Below are 20375 nucleotides of genomic sequence, written 5' to 3' on the forward strand. Positions count from 1 at the left end.
TCCGTCATGATATCGCCAACCATAAACGGGTTGGGAGGAATCATGACGGCGGTTTCGTCTGCGCAAAGGCCATGGTTGGCAGCTTATGACGGAGACATGAAACCGCATGTCGGGGAGGTGCCCTACAGATTGCTGGGGGACATGATCGTCCAGAGCGCACGCGAAACCCCGCGCAAGACGGCCTACAGCTGCGTCATGCCCAACGGTATGCACGGTTCGCTCAGCTATAGCGAGGCCGATCGATTGTCGGATCAGTTCGCCGCCTATCTGCATGGCGAGCTGAAACTGCCGCCCGGCTCGCGCGTGGCCATCCAGGCCCCCAACGGGCTCGCCTATCCTGTGGTCGCTTTCGGCGTGTTCAAGGCAGGCTGCGTGCTGGTCAATGTAAACCCGCTCTACCTGGCCGAGGAGGCCGGTGCGGTCTTCGCAGATGGTGGCATTTCCGTGCTGGTGGTGATCGACATGTTCGCCGACCGCACGGCCAAGACCCTCGCGACGGTGAAGGTGCCGCATGTGGTCATGATCAGCGCGGCCGAATTTTTCCCGGTCTTGCCGCGCACCGTGATCGGCCTGGTGCAAAAATACGTGCGCAAGGAGATCCCGGCCGCGACCTTCCCGCATGTCCGCCTCAAGCAGGCCCTGGCGCTTGGCCAGGCCAAGCTCGCACGCGGCCTGAAGATTGCCGACATCACCGCCGGCATGGACTCTTCGGCGACTGCCTGCCTGCAATATACGGGCGGCACCACCGGCGTGAGCAAGGGCGCCATGCTCACCCATCGCAACCTGGTCATGAACGTCATGCAGGTGCTGGCCTTCGGGGGCGGTGCCTTCACGCGGGACGACGTGATCATGACGGCGCTGCCGCTCTATCACATCTTCGCTTTCACGGTGAATTTCCTCACCTTCACGGCGCGGGGCGCTCATGTGCTGCTGGTGCCCAATCCGCGTCCCCTGAGCAATCTGCGCAAGGCTTTCGAAAACTATCCGGTCAGCTACATCACCGGCGTCAACACACTCTATAACGGCCTGCTCAACGAGGCCTGGTTCACGTCCATGCCCAAGCCCCATCTCAGGGTCTGCATTGCTGGCGGCACGGCGCTGCAGGCTGCGGTGGCCGAGCGCTGGCACAAGAGCGTCGGCGTGCCGGTCGGGGAGGGCTACGGCCTGACCGAGACGTCACCGGTCGTCTGCTTCAACCCGTTCGGCTCGGGGCACAACGGCGCGGTCGGCGTTCCCTTGCCGGACACCGATGTCAAATGCGTCGACGATGATTTCAACGAGGTGGCGCTCGGCATGCCAGGCGAACTGGCCGTGCGCGGGCCGCAGGTGATGGCCGGCTATTGGCGCCGGCCGGACGAAACGGCCAAGGTGATGCGCGGTGAGTGGATCCTCACCGGCGACATCGCCGTGATGGATGCTTCCGGCTATTTCCGTATCGTCGACCGGCGCAAGGACATGATCCTGGTTTCGGGCTTTAACGTCTTCCCCAACGAGGTCGAGGACGTGCTGGCCAAGATGCCGGGAATCAAGGAAGCGGCGGTGATCGGTGTCTCCGACGGCGCGGCCGGCGAGGCGCCCAAGGCCTTCGTGGTCAGGAGCGATCCCACTTTGACGGTCGAGGCCGTGCGTGCCTATGCCAAGCAGCATCTCACCGGCTACAAGGTGCCGAAATTCGTGGAATTCAGGGATGATTTGCCGAAGTCCAATGTCGGCAAGATCTTGCGCAAGGATTTGCGGAGCTAGAGCGTTGCGATTTGGCGGAATCGCCAGGAATCGCAAAGACGTGTCGAACCAGAGAGTTAGAGCAAACAAGCGTTTCCGTCCAAACGCGCTTTGCTCTAGCTGGGGAAACTCGACTGCTTCCTACTTAGCAGCCCGGCGACATCATTATCCTCAGCGAATGATCTCCGGCCTCGTCGTACGGAATGTCGGGCGACCGCGCTTCCAGCCACGTATCACGCGGCTGTTCTCGCGTATCGCCTGTTCGGGCGTCACGCAGTCGATCAGTACGATGTCGGCTGCCGCTCCGACCGATAGGCCGGATGCGCGCCGCATTCCGCGCGCTGCAAGGGGACCGATCATGTCGAAGATGAGCCGTAGATGCTCGGTGCGCGAAAGTTGAACGACATTGGCATAGAGGTTCGCCATGCGAAGGAGTGAGGCATCACCAAATGGCGTGAAGGGGTTGAGAATATTGTTGGTGGCGATCGAGGCATTCACACCCCTCAAAGCGAGAATATGGGTCGGAGCGACCCCACGCGGCACCAGTCGCTCATACTCGCGGCCATTTAGGAACAAGTCGGTGGCTGGCAGGGCCACCACTGCAATACCGGCCTCCCGGAGCCCTGTCGCGATCGCTTCAACTTCATGCGACGGCCGCGCCGAAAGGCTCGTCATGTGTCCGAGCGAGACGCGCCCCTGCCAACCGCGTCGTATCGTTTCCTTCAGGACGACGGGCAGATTGCTCTTTTCGGGTGCGAGATCGAAATCGAGATGGAAGTCGACAGCGACGCCGTGCGCTTGCGCGAGGTCGAAGATCAGGCTGATTTGTCCAGCCGGATCGGGATCGGTGTAGGGAGCACCACCCACCAGATCCGCTCCGTCCGCCAGGGCCTCATTCAACAAACCTAGCGTTTCCGGCTCGTTGGTGAGCCCTTCCTGCACGAAAGCGCAGATCTCGATATCGATGGCGAACGCGTAATCCCGGCGAACGCGTTTGACGGCTTCAAAGGAGCGCAACCCGGCCCGCGGATCGACTTCGACGAAGCTGCGCATCGCCATGGTGCCTTGTATGATGGCCTGCTCGACGACGCGAGCGGCCCGTGCATAGACATCCGCCTCGGTGAAGGACGCCTTGGCTCTTGCCGTCTCGCGCACCGCCTCCGCCAAGGTACCCTCGCAGATGCGGCAGCGATCGAGGATACAAGCTTTGTCCAGATGGATGTGGCTGTCGACGAAGCCGCCGCAAGCCAGCGCACCTTCGGCGTCTACGATTTCAACCGCTTCACAACGAAGCTCTCGACCGATCGCGGCGATCGACTTGTCGCGTATCGCCAAGTCTACCGGCTCCTCACTGGTCGGCAGGCGGGCATTGCGGATAAACAGGTCAGCTGGGGGAATGTCCATCGTCAAAGGCCAATCGCCCCGCCATCGCTGCGCGGATCATGCGCGGCTATGATCGTCCCGTCAGGTCCGAGGCGAATGATGCCGGCATGTCCGCCGAGTTGGCTGAAGGGTTCGATCCGACCCACCTGATGTCCCTTGTCCGCAAGCTCGGCAATGAGCGAACCTCCGGCATGGGCCTCTATCTTCAGGCTGTCGCGACTGTCCGAGAAGGTGCGCCCCAGAAGGAAACGCGGCCGGGATAGGGCCGCAAGCGGATCGAGCCCGTGGTCGATCAGCAGTGACAGCAGCAGAGCGAGGGTCTGCGGCTGTCCGTCGGCGCCTTGAGTGCCGTAAAGCAGGCAGGGGCGCCCGTCCTTCAAGCCGATGCCGGGGTTCAACGTGTAGAAGGGACGCTTGCCGGCCCTGATGCAGTTCGGGCTCGCTGGATCGAGGCTGAAGGCCGCGCCGCGGTTCTGCCATAGGATGCCCGTGTCGCCGGCGACGACGCCGCTGCCCCAGTCGAAATAGAGGCTCTGCAGCATGGCAACGCTCCTGCCCGCGCTGTCCGTCGCCGCCAGGAAGGCCGTGTCGGCGGTCTGGAAGGGGTGCGGCCAAGGCAACGCCCTGTCGAGATCGATAGAGCGTGCCTTCGCAGCCAGTCGGCGCCCATCGAGCAACTGCGCGACATTCACGTCTGTGAAGGCGGGGTCGACGATCGACGGGCGATCGAGGAAGGCCTGTTTCACAGCTTCCACGAGGAGGTGGTAGAATTCGGCCGAGGCAGGGTCGAGCCGGCCCAAATCGAAGGAAGACAAGACAGCCATGATGGCGAGCGTCGTCGCGCCTTGCGTCGGCGGCGGCGGCGCAAGAAGGGTCACGTCGCGATAGCTTTGCGCCAGTGGCTGCTCACGGAGTGTGCGGGTGCTGGCGAGATCCGCAGCAGTCAGGGGTGAACCGGCGGTTCGGAGGCCCGACGCGATGCGCGCGCCGAGCTCGCCTTCGTAGAACTCACGCACGCCGTGATCGGCTATGGCGCGCAGCGAACTCGCTAAAGTCGGCTGGCGCTGTATGCCGTTCCGGAAGAAGACCCCTTGGAAGCCATGCCATTGCGTGACCTCGCTTCCGCGGAAACGATGCCAGAATTCTTGAGAAGGACTGACGTCGAAGCCGTTTTGTGCCAGCGCGACGGCGTCGTCGAGCAGGCCGGCGATGGACAATCGGCCCTGCCAGTGGCTGTGGGAGTAATCAAGGACTTGTCCCCAACTGTCGACGAGGCATGCCGTCGTTATGGCCGAAAGCGGCCCGCGAAGCGGGATGACAGACAGATCGGGGATGAACCTCGCTGCCTGGCCAATGCCCAGGAAGACGGTGGCAGTACCCGTGCGATCGGCAACCAGCCAAACCGCGTCTCCGCCGAGACCACAAAAATGTGGATAGAGGACCGAGAGTGACGCGCTTGCGGCAACCAGCGCCTCGATGGCATTGCCCCCCCGCTTGAGGACCTTTGCTCCGGCCTCTGTGGCGAGCCAGTGCGGCGCGACGACCATGCCTGCGCTCGACGTCGCGTTCTCGCTGGGCCTTTGCCGTGGGACGGTCTTCATGCAATCGCCGCCGATTGGGTGAACAGGCCTCCAGTCAAGCAAGTTCCGGGCCATTTCCGGCGTAAGCGCGTTCGAATTCTTCCGGCCCCCGACGTCGGTGCACCCAGCGGAAATCCCGGCGATGGGCAGACGACAGCGAAGCGTTCACAGTGCTGGACAGGCCAACCCCAAGGCGTCCAGACGTTGTCTATTCGTGGCGTCGCTGGCGTCCTCGTCTGCTCCTCCGATTCGCCAGGCGGAGCGCTTTAAAGAGCGGGCGAGGACGCCTGCGTTTCCAGGAAGGTCATGCTTCGACCGGGCAGCATCTTCGAGACGTGGTATGACGCCAAGACCCCTTGTGTGGGGTGCATGAACCCGATCTCGCAGACCAACTGGCTATTATAGACCGTGGATGGGTGGCTCGCCGTCCGACAAAAAAAGAGCAGGTTGCGACTTTTGGTCATCGCAATCTGCTCTTGGACTGTCGTATCCGCTGCAAGCGGAAAGAGCAGGCCGGACGGCCTGATCCCAGATCTATTGCCGGTAATGCTGAATGCGCGTGGTGCGCAGGCCCGCCAGGCCATGGCGGTCGATCGAGGCCTGCCAGGACAGGAATTCCTCGGTAGTCAGCACATAGCGGTTGCAGGCCTCCTCGAGGCTGAGAAGTCCGCCACGTACGGCGGCAACCACTTCCGCCTTGCGCCGGATCACCCATCGCTGGGTACCGGGCGGCGGTAGGTCCGCAACGGTCAGGGGGCTGCCGTCGGGGCCAATGACATATTTCACCCGAGGGCGAAGAGTTTCGGTCATGGGTACGCTCACACAATTCGAATGACCATGTAAGCTGCAGGCTAGGGGGGCTCGCTTAAAAATTGTTGAAGGAAATTCAGAAAAGCCATTGATCTCGCTTCGATCATTACAATTCGGCAACAAGCTGAATCAGGCCTTAACTTCGTCGCCATCTATTCGTTTGCCTGGCGGCAGAAAGGGTTTGGCCAGAGCGTGGTAGAGCTTTTCCCGGCAGATGAGAGCCGAGATGCCGTCGGCGATGATGGCGGTGGCCAGCAGCGGTAGTACCATGGCGCGGCTGTCCGACATTTCCGAAATGATGATGACGGCTGTGAGCGGTGCCCGCACCACGCCGACGAAATAGCCGATCATGCCGAGCAGCACGATGGCACCGAGCGGCTGGCCGGGAAAGGCAAGGGCGATCAGATTGCCGACGCCGGCACCGGTGGCGAGCGAGGGCGCGAAAATGCCGCCCGGCACGCCCGACAGCACGGTGATCAGGCTCGAGAAGAATTTGGCCGGTCCGAACCACAAGGGTTCGGCATGGGATTCCACCAAGCGGCGGGCGACCTCATAGCCGGTGCCCCAGGTTGCGCCCTGGCTGAGAACACCAAGGATCGCGACAAGGAGGCCACAAATCAGGGCAAGCCAGATGGGCCGGCGGCGCAGGGCCGCAATGGGGGAGAGGGCGGTGGCGCCGAAGGCCAGAATCAGCCGCGAGAACAGGCCACCGGTGATACCGCCGATCACGCCGGCCAGCGGCGCGATGAGCAGGGCGGCGCCGAGCGGCAGCGCCTCGTGCACGGAGCCGAAATAGATGTAGTCACCGGCGATGCCGAGACTGACGAGGCCCGAGATCATCACGGCCGCCATGGCCAGCAGGGCGAGGCGCTGGTGATAGGAAGCGGCGAGTTCCTCGATGGCGAAGGCGATACCGGCGAGCGGCGTGTTGAAGGCGGCTGAGACCCCCGCCGCCCCACCGGCGATGATCACGGCGGGCGAAAGATCGATCTTCAGGAGGCGATGCATGAAAGCCATGAGGGCGGCACTGATCTGCACCGTCGGTCCCTCGCGGCCGACCGAGGCGCCGACCAGGATGGCGCCGATCGTCGCCACGAATTTGAAGGCGGCGACCTTCATGGAAATCAGGCCCGCCACGATGGCATGCTGGGGATCGCGGGCGCCGGCGCTCACCTGGGGGATGCCGGAGCCGCGGGCCGCGGGCGCAAAACGCCGTGTGAGCCAGGCCAGGAGAGCGAGCCCCAAGGGCGTCACCAACAGCGGTGCGTAGGGGGCCTTGTCCACCATCAATTCGAACAGTTTCGCGGCCTGGTCCGCCGTCCAGGTGAAGGCGAGGGCGACGAGGCCGAGAATGACGGCACCGATGGTCGTTGCGGTGCGGCGGCGCAGTAATATCGGCAATTCGCGAGGGGTCATCGGGGGAATAAAGTCCTTTGCTTCCCCTTCTAAACCGCCAAAGCCTTGCGACGGCAAGGAGGAATGCCTGATCGCGATCTACGAGCACCCAGTCAGCCCCGCCTAATCAGCCGCCCGCTCGGCACGGATGATCCATGCACGCGAATCGAAAAGCACACCGTCGGCCGTCATATGGGCGTCCAGCAAGTCACGCAGCCGCTGCAGCGGCTGATCCGGTGATTCATCCGTGCGCGCAAGCGTGTCCTTCACCAGATAGAGGCCGGTGAGGGCATCGAACGCGGCGTCGACATTCGGCCCATAGAAGACCGGCTCGTTCACCTCGGCAAAGTCGATCGAGATGAAGCCCGCAGTGCTCAGAAGCGCTGTCGCCACGGCGGGATCCCCGAGCGAAAACGGCTTGCCGGCGTCGACGGACAGCACGCCCCCCGGGGCCAGTGCCTGCCTGATGGCACCAGACCATCTGTTGGCCTCCTGGCTCTGCCACACCATCCACACAAGGCGCGCGCCCGGACGCAGCGCGCGGGCAATATTGGCAAAGGCCACCGCTGGATCGGCAAAGAACATCACGCCGAATCGGCTGATGCACAAATCGAAGCCGGAGGCCGGGAAGGCGTGGTGCTGCGCGTCGCCCCGTTCAAACACGACGTTTCCCAGCCCAGCTTCCAGGCAACGCCGCCGCGCGATTTCCAGCATCTCGGCAGACGTATCGACGCCGACCACTTTCGCCTCCACCGCGATGCTGGCGGCCTCGCGCGTGGTCTGGCCGGCACCACAACCGATATCGAGCACTCGGTCGCGTTTGCCGACCCTGGCGGCGGCCCGCAAGTGCCGGTTGTGCCGCGATAATTCCGCGTCGTAAAAATCAGCACATTGCAACGCCATCAGACCCACCCACTTTTGTCTTCGCTACGAAAGTTCGTCTCTCTGCTGAGTCCCTCGGTCGCTGGCGGGGGCAGCACCCCCTGCCTGGGCGCGTATCCAGACATTCCGCTACAAACTGATTGCATAATAGGATCAGATGTGCAATCTGAAATCCAGTTGTAATTTGCAATCAGAAGGATCGCATTCATGGAACGGGCCACATGCCTGGTTACCGAGAAGGTCGTCGAAGTCAAAGGGGCTGATCTTCAGACCCAGGCTTTCGGTGTCGCCTCCAGCCCACCCATCGTGCTGATCATGGGGATGATGTCTTCGATGCTGTGGTGGCCGGACCGGTTGTGTGAAGAACTTGCGGCTCGTGAGCGCTATGTGATCCGCTACGACCAGCGTGACACTGGGCTTTCCACTCACTATCCACAAGGCGAGCCCGGCTACTCGCCCAGCGATCTGGCAGACGATACGATAGCCATTTTCGACAGTTACGGCTTGGAAACGGCGCATCTGGTCGGCATGTCGATGGGCGGCTTCGTCGCGCAGGAGGCCGCATTGCGCCATCGCCGGCGTGTGCGGACGCTCACCCTGATCAGCACATCGCCGTTCGCGGTCGAGGGATTGCCGTCCTCGACCACAGCCTATCAGGAGCATTCCGCAGCAGCCGAGGGGGTTGACTGGTCCGACCTCGAGGCCATCGCCGATTTCTTGCGCCGCGATGCGGCCATGCTTGCTGGCACCCGGCATCCGCATGATGCCGGGGCCGCAAGCGCGCTGATCGCCCGCGACATGGCCAGGGCGCCGTCCTTTGCCAGCGCCACCAACCATTTCGCGCTGGTGCGTGAGGAGGGATCTGCAGGGCTGCGGGCTTCCGATCTCGATATGCCGGTTCTTGCGATCCACGGCACGGCCGATCCTCTGTTTCCCATCGCGCACGGGGAGGCCTTCACAAAGGTCGTGCCACATGCGCGATTGCACCGGATTGAAGGGGGAGGGCATGAAATCCACGATCATGACATTGACGAGATGGTCCAGGCCATCGCCCATCATGCGGTGTAATGCATGCCCGGAAAGCTAGGCATGCGGATCCTGGCCATCGTTTGACCGGCTCCGTACAAGGCTCTGATTGAGGCTGCTGCCTCATGGTTTTTGAAAGTCGTCGTGCCGGCAATCAGGCGCGTCTTTCATGCTGAATTCGTAGTATTTTTCGTACAGCGCGCGATGCTGATTGAATACAGGCTGGCAGGCTATTTCGCGCTGGCAAAAATAAACTGGAAGGGGCAGGGTAGTCGGAGTCTTTCCAAGGCAATCGAAAGAATTCGGCTATGCTGATGTGTCACCAGGGTAGTAAAGCGGCCTCTCGGTTTCGGCGCTCGCTGGCGGCAACCATCGTCGCCAGCTCGATGACGTTGTCGGCAATGGCGGTCGCGCAATCGCTCAAGCCCGATCTCGGCCCTTCGCCGCCGCAGGATGCCATGCCGCTCTACAAGGGCGGCATCGACAAGGCGGTCGGCCGGCTGCCGGACATCGTTCGCGATATCAGGGCAAAGTCGCATGTCCCCGGCATTGCCGTGGCCGTCGTGCATGGCGGGAAGACAGTGTTCGCAAGAGGGTATGGCGAACGTGTCAAGGGTGATGCCACCCGGCCGGTCGATGAATTTACGGTGTTCCAGGCCGCCTCGGTTTCCAAATCCATTTCCGCCACCGTGGCCGCGATCGCGATGACCAAGAGCGCGCAAGCTGGCAAGCCCATCAACTGGGACGATCGCGTCCGCGCCTATCTGCCCGATTTCAGGCTGGGGAACGACTATGTCTCGAACCAGGCCACCATCGGGGATTTCTTCGCCCATCGCTCGGGCCTGCCGGAAGCGGCCGGGGATGATCTGGAGGATCTCGGCTTCGAACGCCGGGACATCATCCCTCGGCTCAGGCTGATGCCGCTCGATGCCTTCCGAACCTCCTATCACTACGCCAATTTCGGCACGACGATCGGGGCCGAAGCGGTTGCCGCCGCCATGGGCGAGCGTTGGGAAGTCCTGGCCGATCGCCTGCTCTTCCAGCCCCTGGGCATGCGGTCGACCAGCTACCTCCACAAGGCCTTCCTGGCGCAGCCGAACCGCGCCGTCCTGCATGCTTTCGTGGGCGGCGAGTTCAAGCCCCTTTATGACCGCAATCCCGACGAGCAGGCCCCGGCGGGCGGGGTTTCCTCCAATGTCACGGAACTGGCAAAGTGGTTGCAATTGCTGCTTGCCGGCGGCAAGCACGGCGGCGAAACGCTGATGACGCCCGAGGCCATCCTGCCAGCACTCATGCCCCAGGCGGTGAATGGGCGCGGCGATGCGCTCGACGCACGCACCGGCTTCTACGGCTACGGCTTCAACGTGAACGTCAATGCCAACGGCCGAACCTCCATGAGCCATTCGGGCGCCTTCCTCCTGGGGGCGGGCACCACCTTCCAGATTCTGCCCTCGGCCGATGTGGGCATCGTGGTCCTGACCAATGGTGCACCGGTCGGCGCCGCCGAGGCCGTTGCGGCGCGCTTCATGGACATCGTGCAATATGGCGAGGAAACGCGGGACTGGTATGGCCTTGCGCATCAGCGCATGATGGGCTTCTTCAAACCGATCGGGGATCTTGCGGGTGCCGCGCCGCCGGCGCGTCCCAAGCCCGCACGAAATCTCGCGAACTATGCCGGCCAATACACCAATTTATATCTCGAAGCCGCCGCGGTCGAGGTGGAGGGCGATCATCTGGTGTTGGTGCTCGGGCCGCGTTTGATGAGATTCCCGCTCCGCCATTGGGACGGAGACATGTTTGCGATGAGCCCTGGCGGCGAGAACGCCCCGGAAGGCTCCTTGTCTTCCGTCAAATTCTCGGGGCAGGAGGCCAATCCGAAGGTGATGACGGTCGACTATTTGAACGCCGACGGCCTGGGAACCTTGAGCCGATAGACCGGCTATTCATGGCCGTGCCGTATTGCTCTCCGCTGCCGTGGAGACTGGTCGTTGCAGCACATGCCTCACGCTCTTGTCGATGAGGACAAAAAAAGCCCGCTTGAAAGAGCGGGCCTAGTTGCGGAAATCACGCTTCCCGGGGGCGCTCCGCCGCAGGGGAAGCGGCGGGATTCTTCTGGATCGACGTCACGCATGGAGGCGGGCGTTGGTGTCAGGGTCAGATCAGGCATAGCGCTTGGCGCCGGCGACGCAGACCACCACGCCTCCTGCGACGGCCCACACCGCCAGCCCGACCTGCTCGTGCAGCAGCAACGCGGCCAGGGCCAGCGACATGAAGGGCTGCAGCAGCTGCAACTGGCCGACGGCGGCGATGCCCCCTTGGGCGAGGCCGCGATACCAGAACACGAAGCCGATCAGCATCGAGAACAGCGAGACATAGACGAGAGCCGAAAGCGCCGGCCAGCCGATGGTCCTGGGATCGGCTGGTTGCCACCACAGGGCGAGCGGCAACATCACCGGCAGGGACAGGACGAGAGCATAGGAAATCACCTGCCAGCCGCCGAGATCGCGCGACAGCCGGGCGCCTTCGGCATAGCCGAGGCCGCAGACCAGGACGGAGGCCACCATCAAGCCATCGCCGAGCGCATTGCCGGCCGTGCTTTGACTGAGGGCGTAGGCCGCAACCATGGCGGCACCGGCAATCGAGAAGAGCCAAAAGCCGAACCGAGGGCGCTCGCCCCCGCGCAATACGCCGAAGATGGCGGTCGCGAGCGGCAGCAACCCGATGAAGACAGTGGCACGCGAGGAGGTGATGCTCTGCAGGGCAAGTGCCGTCAGCAGGGGAAAGCCGACCACGCAACCTATGGAGACCAGGCTCAACGAGCCGATCTGTGAAGCGCGTGGCCATTTCTGCCTGAGGACGAGCAGCAGGACGATGCCGAGCAGGCCGGCGATGGCGGCACGGGCTGTGGTCAGGAAGAGGGGGGTGAGATCGTGCACCGCGATGCGGGTCGCTGGCAGCGATCCCGAAAAGATCGCCACGCCCAGGAACCCGTTGAGCCAGCCTGCCGACTTGTCGTCCATTTCCGCATCTTTCCGTATTTTGTTCGTTCTGCCGGCGAACGGCCCTGGGTCGATTGCCTCCTTCGGGAGGAAGTCCTCGACTGTCCTGCTTCTTGTCTCAGAAAGGGGCTGGTGAAGACAGGGACGGGCCAGTACAATTGATCTAAACTGTACTGGGTCATGGAGGGATACGGATGCTGAACCAAGTCGGCGGTTCAACCCTGATCGATGCGACGATGGCGGAGATCCGCCGTCTGATTGCCACGGCGCCCGGCGCGCGCCTGCCGTCCATCCGTCGGCTGGCCGAACGGCAGAGCGTGTCGAAATCGACCGTCGTCGAGGCCTATGACCGGCTTGTGGCGCAAGGCGCCGTTGAAGCGCGGCCCGGCTCGGGATTCTTTGCGGCAGGCCGTATTCGTCCCTTCGCCCTGGTGGAGAGCGGGCCGAGCCTCGATCGCGCCATCGATCCCCTTTGGATCTACCGTCAGTCCCTGACCCAGCAGATGAGCGCGCTGCATCCCGGCTGCGGCTGGTTGCCCGATTCCTGGTTGCCCGAGGATATGGTCCGACGCGGGCTTCGCGCGGTGGCACGCGACGAGACCGCCAATATCTCGACCTATAGCGTGCCCCAGGGCCTATGGCCGCTACGCGAGCATCTGGCCCGCCGCTTCACGGAGCGGGGCTTGGAAGTGGAACCTGCTGCGATCCTCTTGACCGATTCAGGGTCGCGCGCCATCGATCTCGTCTGCCGTTTCCTGATCGAGCCGGGCGATGCCGTGCTGGTCGACGATCCCTGCTATTTCAACTTCCAGTCCCTGCTGCAGGCTCAGCGGGCGCGCATCATCGGCGTGCCCTATACGCGCCAGGGGCCGGACCTCGAGCGCTTCGCCAGCCTGTGCGCCGAGCATCGCCCAAAGCTCTATCTGACCAATGCGGTGCTGCATAATCCCACCGGCGCAACGGTGAGCGTGGGTACGGCGCATCGCCTGCTGAAACTGGCCGAGCAGCACGATTTCATTCTGGTCGAGGACAATATCTTCGCCGATTTCGAAGCCCGGCCTTCGTCGGGGCTGGCGGCGCTCGATGGTTTCGAGCGGGTGATTCATCTCGGCAGCTTTTCCAAGACGCTGACGGCCGCCTTGCGCTGCGGTTATATCGTGGCACGTGCCGATTGGATCGAAGGGCTGACGGATCTGGCGCTTGCCACCGGTATCGGCTGCAGCGATGTCGCGGCCCAGACCACGCTGCGCCTGCTCACCGATGGCAGTTATCGTCGCCATCTCGAAGGGCTGCGACCGCGCCTCGCCAAGGCGATGGCCGTGACCGCGGAAAGGCTGCAGGCCTGCGGCCTGCGCCTGTGGCTGGAGCCCCAGGCCGGCATGTTCCTGTGGGCCGAACTGCCCGAGGGCCTGGATTCGGCGATGATCGCCCGCAAGGCCCTGGAACGGGACGTGGTGATGGCGCCAGGCAACGTCTTCAGCGTCTCGCACAACGCTACCAGTTTCATGCGCTTCAACGTGGCGCAATCGGCCGACAAGCGTATTTTCGAGGTCCTCGCCGACGTCATGGAGAAGGCAGCGATACCCTCCGGGGGACGATGACGTCTGGTCAGCGCCAGCGCTTGCGGGTCAGCAGCCCAGCGGCAAGATAGGCGAGCGCCCCCAATGCCGTGATCCAGAAGCTGGTGGGCCAATCGGTATAGAAGGCCAGGATCAGGCCCATCCAGGCGATGGCGACCGCCAGAGCGATCGAGATGATCAACCCCTGATGGACACGGTTGCTGATCTGCATGGCGGCAGCGGCAGGAGCGACCATCAACGCAAAGACCAGGAGAACGCCGACGATCTGCATCGCTTCGGCCGTGGCCAGGGCGACGATCACCATGAACAGCGCCGAGATGCGCGCGGTCGATACGCCCTTTGCCTCGGCAAGCTCGGGCTGCAGGCTGGCGAACAGGAGGGGCCGTCCGATGACGGCAAGGCCGATCAGGCAGGCGAGGCCGAGCCCGGCCAGCACCCAGACCGTGCCCAGGCTGACCCCAAGCACATTGCCGAAAAGGAGATTGGTCACGGCGCCGGCATAGGCCTTGTAGAAATACAAGAAGAGCAGGCCGATGCCGAGCGAGAGGGTTAGCACGATGCCGATGGCGACGTCGCGATGGGCGCGCTCGCCCAGAAGGCCGATGCCGATGCCGGCCAGAACGGTAAAGACGGTGAAGCCCACAAAGGGCGACAGGCCGATCAGAGCCGCCCCGGTGGCACCGGGAAAGCCGACATGCGCCAAGGCATGGCCGGCGAAGGTTTCGCCGCGCAGCACCAGGAAATAGCCCACGGCCCCGGCGACGATCCCTACGATCGTGCAGGCCATGAAGGCGTTGCGCATGAACTCATACTCGAACATTACCGGGTTTCACTCATCATGCACATGGCTTTCCAGCTCGCCTTCCTCGGCCATCACGAAGATGCGGCCATTCACGCGGGCGACATGGATGGGGGTACGGTAGAGATCGGACAGGACATGGCGGTTGACGACCTCGTCGATGGTGCCGATCGCGGCGCGGCCATGGCCCAGATAGAGCACCTGGTCGACGGCGTTGAGCAGCGGGTTGATCTCATGGGCGCAGAACAGCACGGCGATGCCGCGCTCTGAAGCGACCTCCTTGATCAGTTCGACGATGCCGCGCTGGTGGGCGGGGTCGAGGCTGGCCAGCGGCTCGTCCATCAGCAGGAGCCTGGGCTCGCCGATCAGGGCCTGGGCGATCAGCAGGCGCTGGCGCTCGCCGCCGGAAAGCTGGGAGATCGGCCGGCGGGCGAGATCGGCGGCGCCGACACGCTCGATTGCGGCCCAGGCCGCTTCCTTGTCGGCCGCGGAGGCAAACGGCCACCCCCAGCGGGTGCCTTCGATGGCGCCGAGCACGAGTTCGTAGCCGCTGAGGCCGAGCTGGGCTGCGCTGCGCCGCATCTGCGGCATATAGCCGATCTTGGGATTGCCGCGCCGCGGTGCTTCGCCGAGCACACTGATCCGTCCGGCCTGCGGGCTGACCAGGCCGAGCACGGCGCGCATCAGCGTGGTCTTGCCGGCGCCATTGGGACCGAGCAGGCCGACGAACCGGCCTTCGGCAATGGAAAAGGAGACGCTGGACAGGATCCGGCGCCTCCCGAGGGTCAGGCTGACTTTTTCGAAACCGACAGCACTCACTGCGTCAAACCGGAAAGGGCCAGATCCACCTGGCCGAGCTGTCCGTCGAACCAGGCCTGGATCGCCGTTCCTGCCGGCATGGTTTCGGTGACGCCGACCACCGCAACCTTGTGATCCCGGGCGATCTGCAGGAGCCGCTTCGTGGTCTCGTCGGTGACCTGATTGTTATAGAACAGGATCTTGGCCGAACCATCCTTGAGACTGTTCTCGAAGGCGGCGACCTGGCTGGGACTCGGCTCGCTGTCATTCATGATCGCGGTCTGGAAATCCTGGTTGAGCATCTTGAGGCCAAGGGCATCCGCCATATAGCCGAAAACCGGCTCGGTGGCGGTCACTTGCGTGTCCTTATACTTGGTCTTGATCGCATCGACCTGTTTCGTCAACTCGGAGAAGGAAGCTTCGAACTTGGCGAGATTGGCCTTGTAATCGGCGGCATGGGTGGCGTCGCGCTTTTCGAGCTCGGCCGCGAGTGCCGTGGCCACGGCAGGGAACGTCTTCAGGTCGTACCAGAGATGGGGATTATCACCTGCCTTATGCCCGGTCAGCTCTGCGGCGACGATCGCCTTGCGATCAGGTTTGGCAGAGGCGGAAAGCAGCTTGTCCATCCACGGATCGTAGTCGGCGCCATTATAGACGACGATCGCAGCGGTCGAGAGGGCGCGTGCGGTGGAAGGACTCGATTCGAACAGATGCGGGTCGTCCTCGGGATTGGAAAGAATGGAGGTGATCTCGATATGGTCGCCCCCGATCTGGCTGGCGAGGTCGCCGTAAAAATTCTCCGCGGCGACGACCTTGATCTTCTCGGCGGCTGCGGCCGGGTGGGGCATGATCGCTGCTGCAGCCAGCAGAACGGCGGCAAACATCATCGAACGCATCGTGATCTCCGTAGGGGCAAAGAGGCGGACTGTCCGTCCGTCCTGATCATGAAATGTTATAATATAACAGTTCATATGAAGCGAGGCGGAAGATGTCAACCACGGCGAACGGACTTGGTGGGTCGATCTCCAGATCGACCACCTTCATCCTCCTTCACACGCTGCGTTTCCAAGATGGTCGATCTGGAGATCGACGCACCCCGGTTGCACTCGTCTGTAACCCCCGATACACCTCGGATAAGCCGTAAAGCTGCTACAACGGCACCGAGACCCGTCGCCGATCTCTTAGAGCAAAGCGCGTTCAGGGCTGGACGCTTGTTTGCTCTCACTCCTTGTTTCCAAGCCAATCAATGGATTGGCTAGCGCGTCTTTGCGATACCTGATGGTTCAGTCCTGTTGCAAAACGCTTTAGAGGGCTTTTCATGCGTTCCCCCCTTCTTCTTGTCCTGATGGCCACCACCATGCTCACCGGTACTGCCGAAGCCGCCGAACTCGTCCTCAAGCGTGCCGTGCTCGGCACGGGGGGCGTGGGCTATTTCGAATATGCCGCCGAAGTCACCGGCAAGGAGACGCTGACCCTGCGCGCCCGGCTCGACCAGGTCGACGACATTCTCAAGAGCGTGCTGATTCTCGATCCGGCCGGCACCGGCTCGGCCACTCTGCCTGGCAAGGCCGGTGCAGACGAGACCTTCGCCTCCCTGCCTTTCGCCAAATCCGACCTCGACAGCATGCCGGCCTTGATCGGGGCGCTGAAGGGAGCCGAGATCAAGCTTTCCGGCCCACGCAAGCTCGAAGGGCGCATCGCCAGCGTGCAGACGGAGACGGTGACCGGCAAGGACGGCGCTAGCATGACGCGCACCCGCGTCTCCGTGTTCTCGGGCGTGGCGATCGAGCAGTTCATCCTGGAAGAGGCCGAAGGGCTGGAGTTCAAGGATGCGCGGTTGGGCGAACAGGTCGAGACGGCGCTGAAGGCCCTGCGCACGGCACAAGACCGTTCCGGCCGCGACATTTCCATTCAGCTCGCCGAGGGCGGCAAGCGCACCGTGCGCATCGGCTATGTCGCGGAAGCCCCGGTATGGAAGGCGGCCTATCGCCTGACGCTGCCCAAGGCCAGCGAGGACAAGGCGCGCCTGCAAGGCTGGGTCGTGCTGGAGAACATGACGGGCAATCCCTGGAAGGATGTCGAGGTGACCTTGTCCTCGGCCTCGCCGGTTACCTTCCGCCAGGCGCTCTACGATCCCTATTACGTCACGCGCCAGACCATCGCGCCGCCGGTGAGCCGGACGGCATTGCCGCGCACCGATGCCGGGCAGCAGGCCCTGGAACTAAAGGCATCGGGCGGCGCAGGCATCGACCAGCCCATGTATGATTTGGCACCGGCCCCTGCTGCTGCACCCGCCCCGATCGCACCGTCCGCGCGGCTCCGCAAGAACCAGGCTTTTCTTGGCCAGGGAGGCGGTGCGCAGGAATTCAGGATGGCTGAGCCGCAGGAAGCCGGCAGCGCCGCCGAGGAGAACGCAGCCGGTGCCAGCTTCACCCTGTCGAAGCTGGTCAGCGTTGGCTCGGGCGAAAGCCTCACCATTCCCTTCGTCGATCTCAAAATGCCCTCGCAGGCCGTGGCCTGGTATCAGGGCGGCAGCCGCAATCCCTGGCAGGCGCTGACCTTGAAGAATGACGCCACCACCTCGCTGCCGGCGGGGTCCGCCACCATTTACGAAGCTGCCGATGCGGGGCCGCTGTTTTCGGGCGAGGCGCAATTCCCGCTGCTGCCCACCGGCGATTTCCGTCTGATCGGTTTTGGCGCCGACCAGAAGGTGCTGGTCGACTCGGAGTCGAGTTCGGCCAAGGCGATCACCAAGATCAAGGTGGTCGACGGCACGCTCAGTGTCGAGAGCCGCCTGCGCCAGACCACGACCTATCGCGTCAAGAATGGCGCCGGTGAACTGCGCCATATGGTGGTGGAGCAGCCGCGGGTCGCCGATTGGACCCTGATGGAGCCCAAGGCCGAGGAGGCGACCATCGCCGGGCAGGCCTATCGTATCCGCTTCGATGTCGAGGCGGGCAAGTCCAAGCAATACAAGGTCACGCTTGAGCGGCCGGTGGTCGAGGCGATGGCGATTGCCGATGTCACGGGCGAGCGCGTCCAGGCCCTGATGGCCGCGCCCGATCTCGACGCCGAGACCAAGGCCCGGCTTGCCACGGTTGCCGAGGCTGCCAAGGCGAGCGACGAGGCGCAGGCTGCCACGGCCCGCCTCGAGGAGCAGCGCGACGGCATTACCCAGGATCAGGAACGCATCCGCGAAAACCTGAAATCGGCGCCGCAGGGGTCCGACCTCGCCCGGCTCTATTCGCAGAAGATGCTGGAACAGGAAAAGGCCCTCGACAAGCTCGATGTGGCGATCAAGGAGGCGCGGGCCAAATATGAGGCGGCCCGCAAGGTCCTGGGCGATCGCGTGAGGGCCCTGTAGCGGCGAGGGCCAAGGCCGGCCCGACAGGCTCGGCCTCGATCAGCGGATAAACTCCCTTTTTTGGCAGCCGTCGAACGGTTGCAATGCTGGCTCAATGCAGCCGGGCAAAATGGTCGTGCCTGCCGGCGAAGGTTGAGTCGCGTTTCGCGTCCCGACTTTGCGACAGGCCCGGCGGTGCATGCGCGATCGAGGCTGTATCCGTTTCGGTGGATGCGTGGAGCGTGCTTCAGCCGCGGTCTTCCATGTGGTCTCGATCATGTGCGGACGATGGCATGACCCTACGCGACGTGTTGCCCTTCTTGCGGGCCTTGAGTTCAGATCCCCTCAGTGTGGGTGCCGTCGCGCCTTCGGGGCCCGCCCTTGCCGAACTGATCACCCGCGAGATCACGCCCTCCTCGGGACCCGTCGTAGAACTGGGACCGGGGACAGGCGTCTTCACCCGGGCGCTGCTGGCCCGGGGCGTCAAGGAGGACGATCTTACGCTGCTGGAGCTTGGCACCGATTTCGTCGAACTGCTGCGTTCGCGCTTTCCCCTGGCGCGCGTGCTGCGAGAGGATGCCGCCAGCCTCGGTACGCTCGGCCTCTTCAGCGGGCCGATGGTCGGCGCAGTGGTTAGCGGGCTGCCACTCCTCAATCTGCCCAAGGACAAGGTTCAGGCCATACTGGCTGGCGCCTTCGAGACGCTGCGTCCCGGTGGAGTCTTCTATCAATTCACCTATGGCGCCCGGTGCCCCGTGTCGGGGCCGATGCTCGAAAGCCTCGGCTTGCGCGCGATTCGGATCGGCCGGGCCTTCGCCAACATACCGCCGGCAACGGTATATCGGATCGGCCGGCGGGGGGCCTCTTTGCTCCGCTGATCTCGCGGCCGGGCGTCGTCAGGGCGAGGCCCTGCGGGACAAGAGCCTTGCCTCAGCGACCAACCAGCTTCTTGACCTGGCGGACGCAGCCGATAGTGGCGGCCTTCGAGCGGTCGACGATCGCCGAGTGGCCGGGCGAACGGGGCTTCAGGCCCATGCGGCGCAAATAATAATTGGCCCGGTAGACGTCCTTGTACTTCCAATTCGGAAATTCGAGATTGAGCGACAGGCTGACCGAAATATTGTCATGGTTCTGCAGCCAATGCGCGCCATGCGTGGGAATATGCACAGCGTCGCCGGGCTGAAGGGTGATCTTGCGGGCCTTCCGCTCGGCTTCCGGCTTGAAGGTGCCCGCCGTGGTCGTCACCGCGTAATAACGCTCGAGTTCATCCTCGGTGGTGATGCTCCGATCCATCGGATCGCAGACCCAGATGTCCTTGGTGCCATGAATCTGGGTGAGGACGTTGACCTCGGCATCGAAGTGATAAGGGGTCTTGCGCCGCGGTGAGGTGATGAATATCAGCATTTCGGTGTTGCTGAGCAGCTTGGAACCTTCGGGGCCGGCAATCTGGCGGATGAAGTCGTCGAACTCGTCCAGCAGCTTCTTATAGCGGGGATCGATTTCGATATGCTTCAGCACCATCCAGGCGCCGGCCGTCTCGATCCGGTCGATGACCTGGCGCACCGTCATGTCCGGCTTGGGGACCGAGCCCCATTTGTCGGTGATCGAAAGGTCGCCCGCATCCCAGTAGAGGTCGCCCGGCCGCTCGGCCGCTTCCTCCGCCACACTCGCCAAGGCGTCGATCGAAAACAGTGGATGGCTGGCCAGAGGGTGCTGCATCGAGAAGGCGGCTTTGTGAAGCAGGCGCCGGCATTCCTCGAACGGCTCCACGGTCGACCACTGACCTGAATGCTGAACAATAGATGGCTTCGTCAGCATGCCTTGCTTCCTCTGAATTGGACGGAGTGTTTCAGTAGTGGGGTTATGATTTATTGATTTATTGATTTATCGCAGAATTTTACTTTGCGGGCGAGGAGGGCGAAGGAGTCTTTCGGAGGCGTTCAAATCAATCTTTAGTAGGGGGAGTTGTTCTCTCGCTCGATCAGAAGCCGTATGACTTAAGGGAAGTCGACGCGGCGCGAATGGCAAGATGAGCGCCTAGGACGAGCGCCTGCATCC

The 20375-nt window shown here is 63.2% G+C and carries 16 protein-coding genes; 6 read left to right on the forward strand and 10 right to left on the reverse strand.

The features are described 5' to 3' along the window. The first annotated feature begins 96 nt into the window (after window positions 1-96). On the forward strand, window positions 97-1743 hold the full coding sequence (locus ACR9ZN_RS08670) for an AMP-binding protein (protein WP_481271909.1): 1647 nt from the start codon (window positions 97-99) through the stop codon (window positions 1741-1743). A gap of 150 nt (window positions 1744-1893) precedes the next feature. Here the strand turns inward: ACR9ZN_RS08670 and ACR9ZN_RS08675 are convergent, their stop codons facing one another. The 5 genes from ACR9ZN_RS08675 to ACR9ZN_RS08695 form a co-directional block, all read right to left on the reverse strand. Further along, entirely contained in the window at window positions 1894-3126 is a 1233-nt protein-coding gene (locus tag ACR9ZN_RS08675; protein WP_454819043.1) for an amidohydrolase family protein, read from the reverse strand. A 2-nt stretch (window positions 3127-3128) separates the two neighbouring features. Continuing rightward, complete coding sequence (locus tag ACR9ZN_RS08680) at window positions 3129-4706, reverse strand: gamma-glutamyltransferase family protein (protein WP_481271910.1); 1578 nt, start codon at window positions 4704-4706, stop codon at window positions 3129-3131. A 513-nt stretch (window positions 4707-5219) separates the two neighbouring features. After that, complete coding sequence (gene sciP / locus ACR9ZN_RS08685) at window positions 5220-5495, reverse strand: CtrA inhibitor SciP (protein WP_068297942.1); 276 nt, start codon at window positions 5493-5495, stop codon at window positions 5220-5222. A gap of 129 nt (window positions 5496-5624) precedes the next feature. Beyond that, entirely contained in the window at window positions 5625-6911 is a 1287-nt protein-coding gene (locus tag ACR9ZN_RS08690; protein ID WP_454819038.1) for a chloride channel protein, read from the reverse strand. Between the two features lie 102 nt (window positions 6912-7013). Then, the gene (locus ACR9ZN_RS08695) at window positions 7014-7793 is read right to left on the reverse strand and encodes a class I SAM-dependent methyltransferase (RefSeq protein WP_481271911.1); all 780 of its coding nucleotides are present in this window, start codon (window positions 7791-7793) and stop codon (window positions 7014-7016) included. 186 nt (window positions 7794-7979) lie between these two features. On the opposite strand from ACR9ZN_RS08695, the gene ACR9ZN_RS08700 reads away from it, so the two are divergent. Further along, entirely contained in the window at window positions 7980-8840 is an 861-nt protein-coding gene (locus ACR9ZN_RS08700) for an alpha/beta fold hydrolase (protein ID WP_454819034.1), read from the forward strand. A gap of 266 nt (window positions 8841-9106) precedes the next feature. Beyond that, window positions 9107-10732, forward strand: coding sequence for a serine hydrolase domain-containing protein (locus tag ACR9ZN_RS08705; RefSeq protein WP_481271912.1), 1626 nt, complete (start codon window positions 9107-9109; stop codon window positions 10730-10732). A 225-nt stretch (window positions 10733-10957) separates the two neighbouring features. On the opposite strand, the gene ACR9ZN_RS08710 is transcribed toward ACR9ZN_RS08705, so the two are convergent. After that, a complete protein-coding gene (locus tag ACR9ZN_RS08710) occupies window positions 10958-11818 on the reverse strand; it encodes a DMT family transporter (protein ID WP_454819030.1) in 861 nt (286 codons plus the stop codon). Between the two features lie 173 nt (window positions 11819-11991). Between ACR9ZN_RS08710 and ACR9ZN_RS08715 the strand changes: the two genes are divergently transcribed. After that, a complete protein-coding gene (locus ACR9ZN_RS08715; RefSeq protein ID WP_454819028.1) occupies window positions 11992-13398 on the forward strand; it encodes an aminotransferase-like domain-containing protein in 1407 nt (468 codons plus the stop codon). 7 nt (window positions 13399-13405) lie between these two features. Here ACR9ZN_RS08715 and ACR9ZN_RS08720 read toward each other — a convergent pair whose 3' ends face one another. The 3 genes from ACR9ZN_RS08720 to ACR9ZN_RS08730 are packed head-to-tail and all read right to left on the reverse strand — an operon-like array spanning window position 13406 to window position 15870. Beyond that, window positions 13406-14197 carry a metal ABC transporter permease gene (locus ACR9ZN_RS08720; protein ID WP_434959785.1) on the reverse strand — a complete coding sequence of 264 codons (792 nt, stop codon included), beginning with the start codon at window positions 14195-14197 and terminating at the stop codon, window positions 13406-13408. A gap of 9 nt (window positions 14198-14206) precedes the next feature. Continuing rightward, window positions 14207-14995 carry a metal ABC transporter ATP-binding protein gene (locus ACR9ZN_RS08725; RefSeq protein ID WP_481271913.1) on the reverse strand — a complete coding sequence of 263 codons (789 nt, stop codon included), beginning with the start codon at window positions 14993-14995 and terminating at the stop codon, window positions 14207-14209. After that, on the reverse strand, window positions 14992-15870 hold the full coding sequence (locus ACR9ZN_RS08730) for a metal ABC transporter solute-binding protein, Zn/Mn family (protein WP_441771480.1): 879 nt from the start codon (window positions 15868-15870) through the stop codon (window positions 14992-14994). The genes ACR9ZN_RS08725 and ACR9ZN_RS08730 overlap by 4 nt, the downstream gene beginning before the upstream one ends. A gap of 422 nt (window positions 15871-16292) precedes the next feature. On the opposite strand from ACR9ZN_RS08730, the gene ACR9ZN_RS08735 reads away from it, so the two are divergent. Together ACR9ZN_RS08735 and ACR9ZN_RS08740 are read left to right on the forward strand one after the other, a co-directional pair. Then, window positions 16293-18338 (forward strand): DUF4139 domain-containing protein, encoded by a 2046-nt coding sequence (locus tag ACR9ZN_RS08735; RefSeq protein WP_454819026.1) that lies wholly within the window; start codon window positions 16293-16295, stop codon window positions 18336-18338. 272 nt (window positions 18339-18610) lie between these two features. Then, on the forward strand, window positions 18611-19195 hold the full coding sequence (locus tag ACR9ZN_RS08740) for a class I SAM-dependent methyltransferase (protein WP_434959781.1): 585 nt from the start codon (window positions 18611-18613) through the stop codon (window positions 19193-19195). A gap of 52 nt (window positions 19196-19247) precedes the next feature. Here the strand turns inward: ACR9ZN_RS08740 and ACR9ZN_RS08745 are convergent, their stop codons facing one another. After that, window positions 19248-20135, reverse strand: coding sequence for a cupin-like domain-containing protein (locus ACR9ZN_RS08745; RefSeq protein ID WP_434959780.1), 888 nt, complete (start codon window positions 20133-20135; stop codon window positions 19248-19250). Window positions 20136-20375 lie beyond the last annotated feature (240 nt).

Source organism: Labrys sp. HAY1-8F (genome assembly GCF_056754975.1).

Coding starts and splice junctions, on each gene's coding strand:
- ACR9ZN_RS08670 (WP_481271909.1), top strand. CDS start 97: ATGAAACCGCATGTCGGGGAGGTGCCCTACAGATTGCTGGGGGACATG.
- ACR9ZN_RS08675 (WP_454819043.1), bottom strand. CDS start 3,126: ATGGACATTCCCCCAGCTGACCTGTTTATCCGCAATGCCCGCCTGCCG.
- ACR9ZN_RS08680 (WP_481271910.1), bottom strand. CDS start 4,706: ATGAAGACCGTCCCACGGCAAAGGCCCAGCGAGAACGCGACGTCGAGC.
- sciP (WP_068297942.1), bottom strand. CDS start 5,495: ATGACCGAAACTCTTCGCCCTCGGGTGAAATATGTCATTGGCCCCGAC.
- ACR9ZN_RS08690 (WP_454819038.1), bottom strand. CDS start 6,911: ATGACCCCTCGCGAATTGCCGATATTACTGCGCCGCCGCACCGCAACG.
- ACR9ZN_RS08695 (WP_481271911.1), bottom strand. CDS start 7,793: ATGGCGTTGCAATGTGCTGATTTTTACGACGCGGAATTATCGCGGCAC.
- ACR9ZN_RS08700 (WP_454819034.1), top strand. CDS start 7,980: ATGGAACGGGCCACATGCCTGGTTACCGAGAAGGTCGTCGAAGTCAAA.
- ACR9ZN_RS08705 (WP_481271912.1), top strand. CDS start 9,107: ATGCTGATGTGTCACCAGGGTAGTAAAGCGGCCTCTCGGTTTCGGCGC.
- ACR9ZN_RS08710 (WP_454819030.1), bottom strand. CDS start 11,818: ATGGACGACAAGTCGGCAGGCTGGCTCAACGGGTTCCTGGGCGTGGCG.
- ACR9ZN_RS08715 (WP_454819028.1), top strand. CDS start 11,992: ATGCTGAACCAAGTCGGCGGTTCAACCCTGATCGATGCGACGATGGCG.
- ACR9ZN_RS08720 (WP_434959785.1), bottom strand. CDS start 14,197: ATGTTCGAGTATGAGTTCATGCGCAACGCCTTCATGGCCTGCACGATC.
- ACR9ZN_RS08730 (WP_441771480.1), bottom strand. CDS start 15,870: ATGCGTTCGATGATGTTTGCCGCCGTTCTGCTGGCTGCAGCAGCGATC.
- ACR9ZN_RS08735 (WP_454819026.1), top strand. CDS start 16,293: ATGCGTTCCCCCCTTCTTCTTGTCCTGATGGCCACCACCATGCTCACC.
- ACR9ZN_RS08740 (WP_434959781.1), top strand. CDS start 18,611: ATGACCCTACGCGACGTGTTGCCCTTCTTGCGGGCCTTGAGTTCAGAT.
- ACR9ZN_RS08745 (WP_434959780.1), bottom strand. CDS start 20,135: ATGCTGACGAAGCCATCTATTGTTCAGCATTCAGGTCAGTGGTCGACC.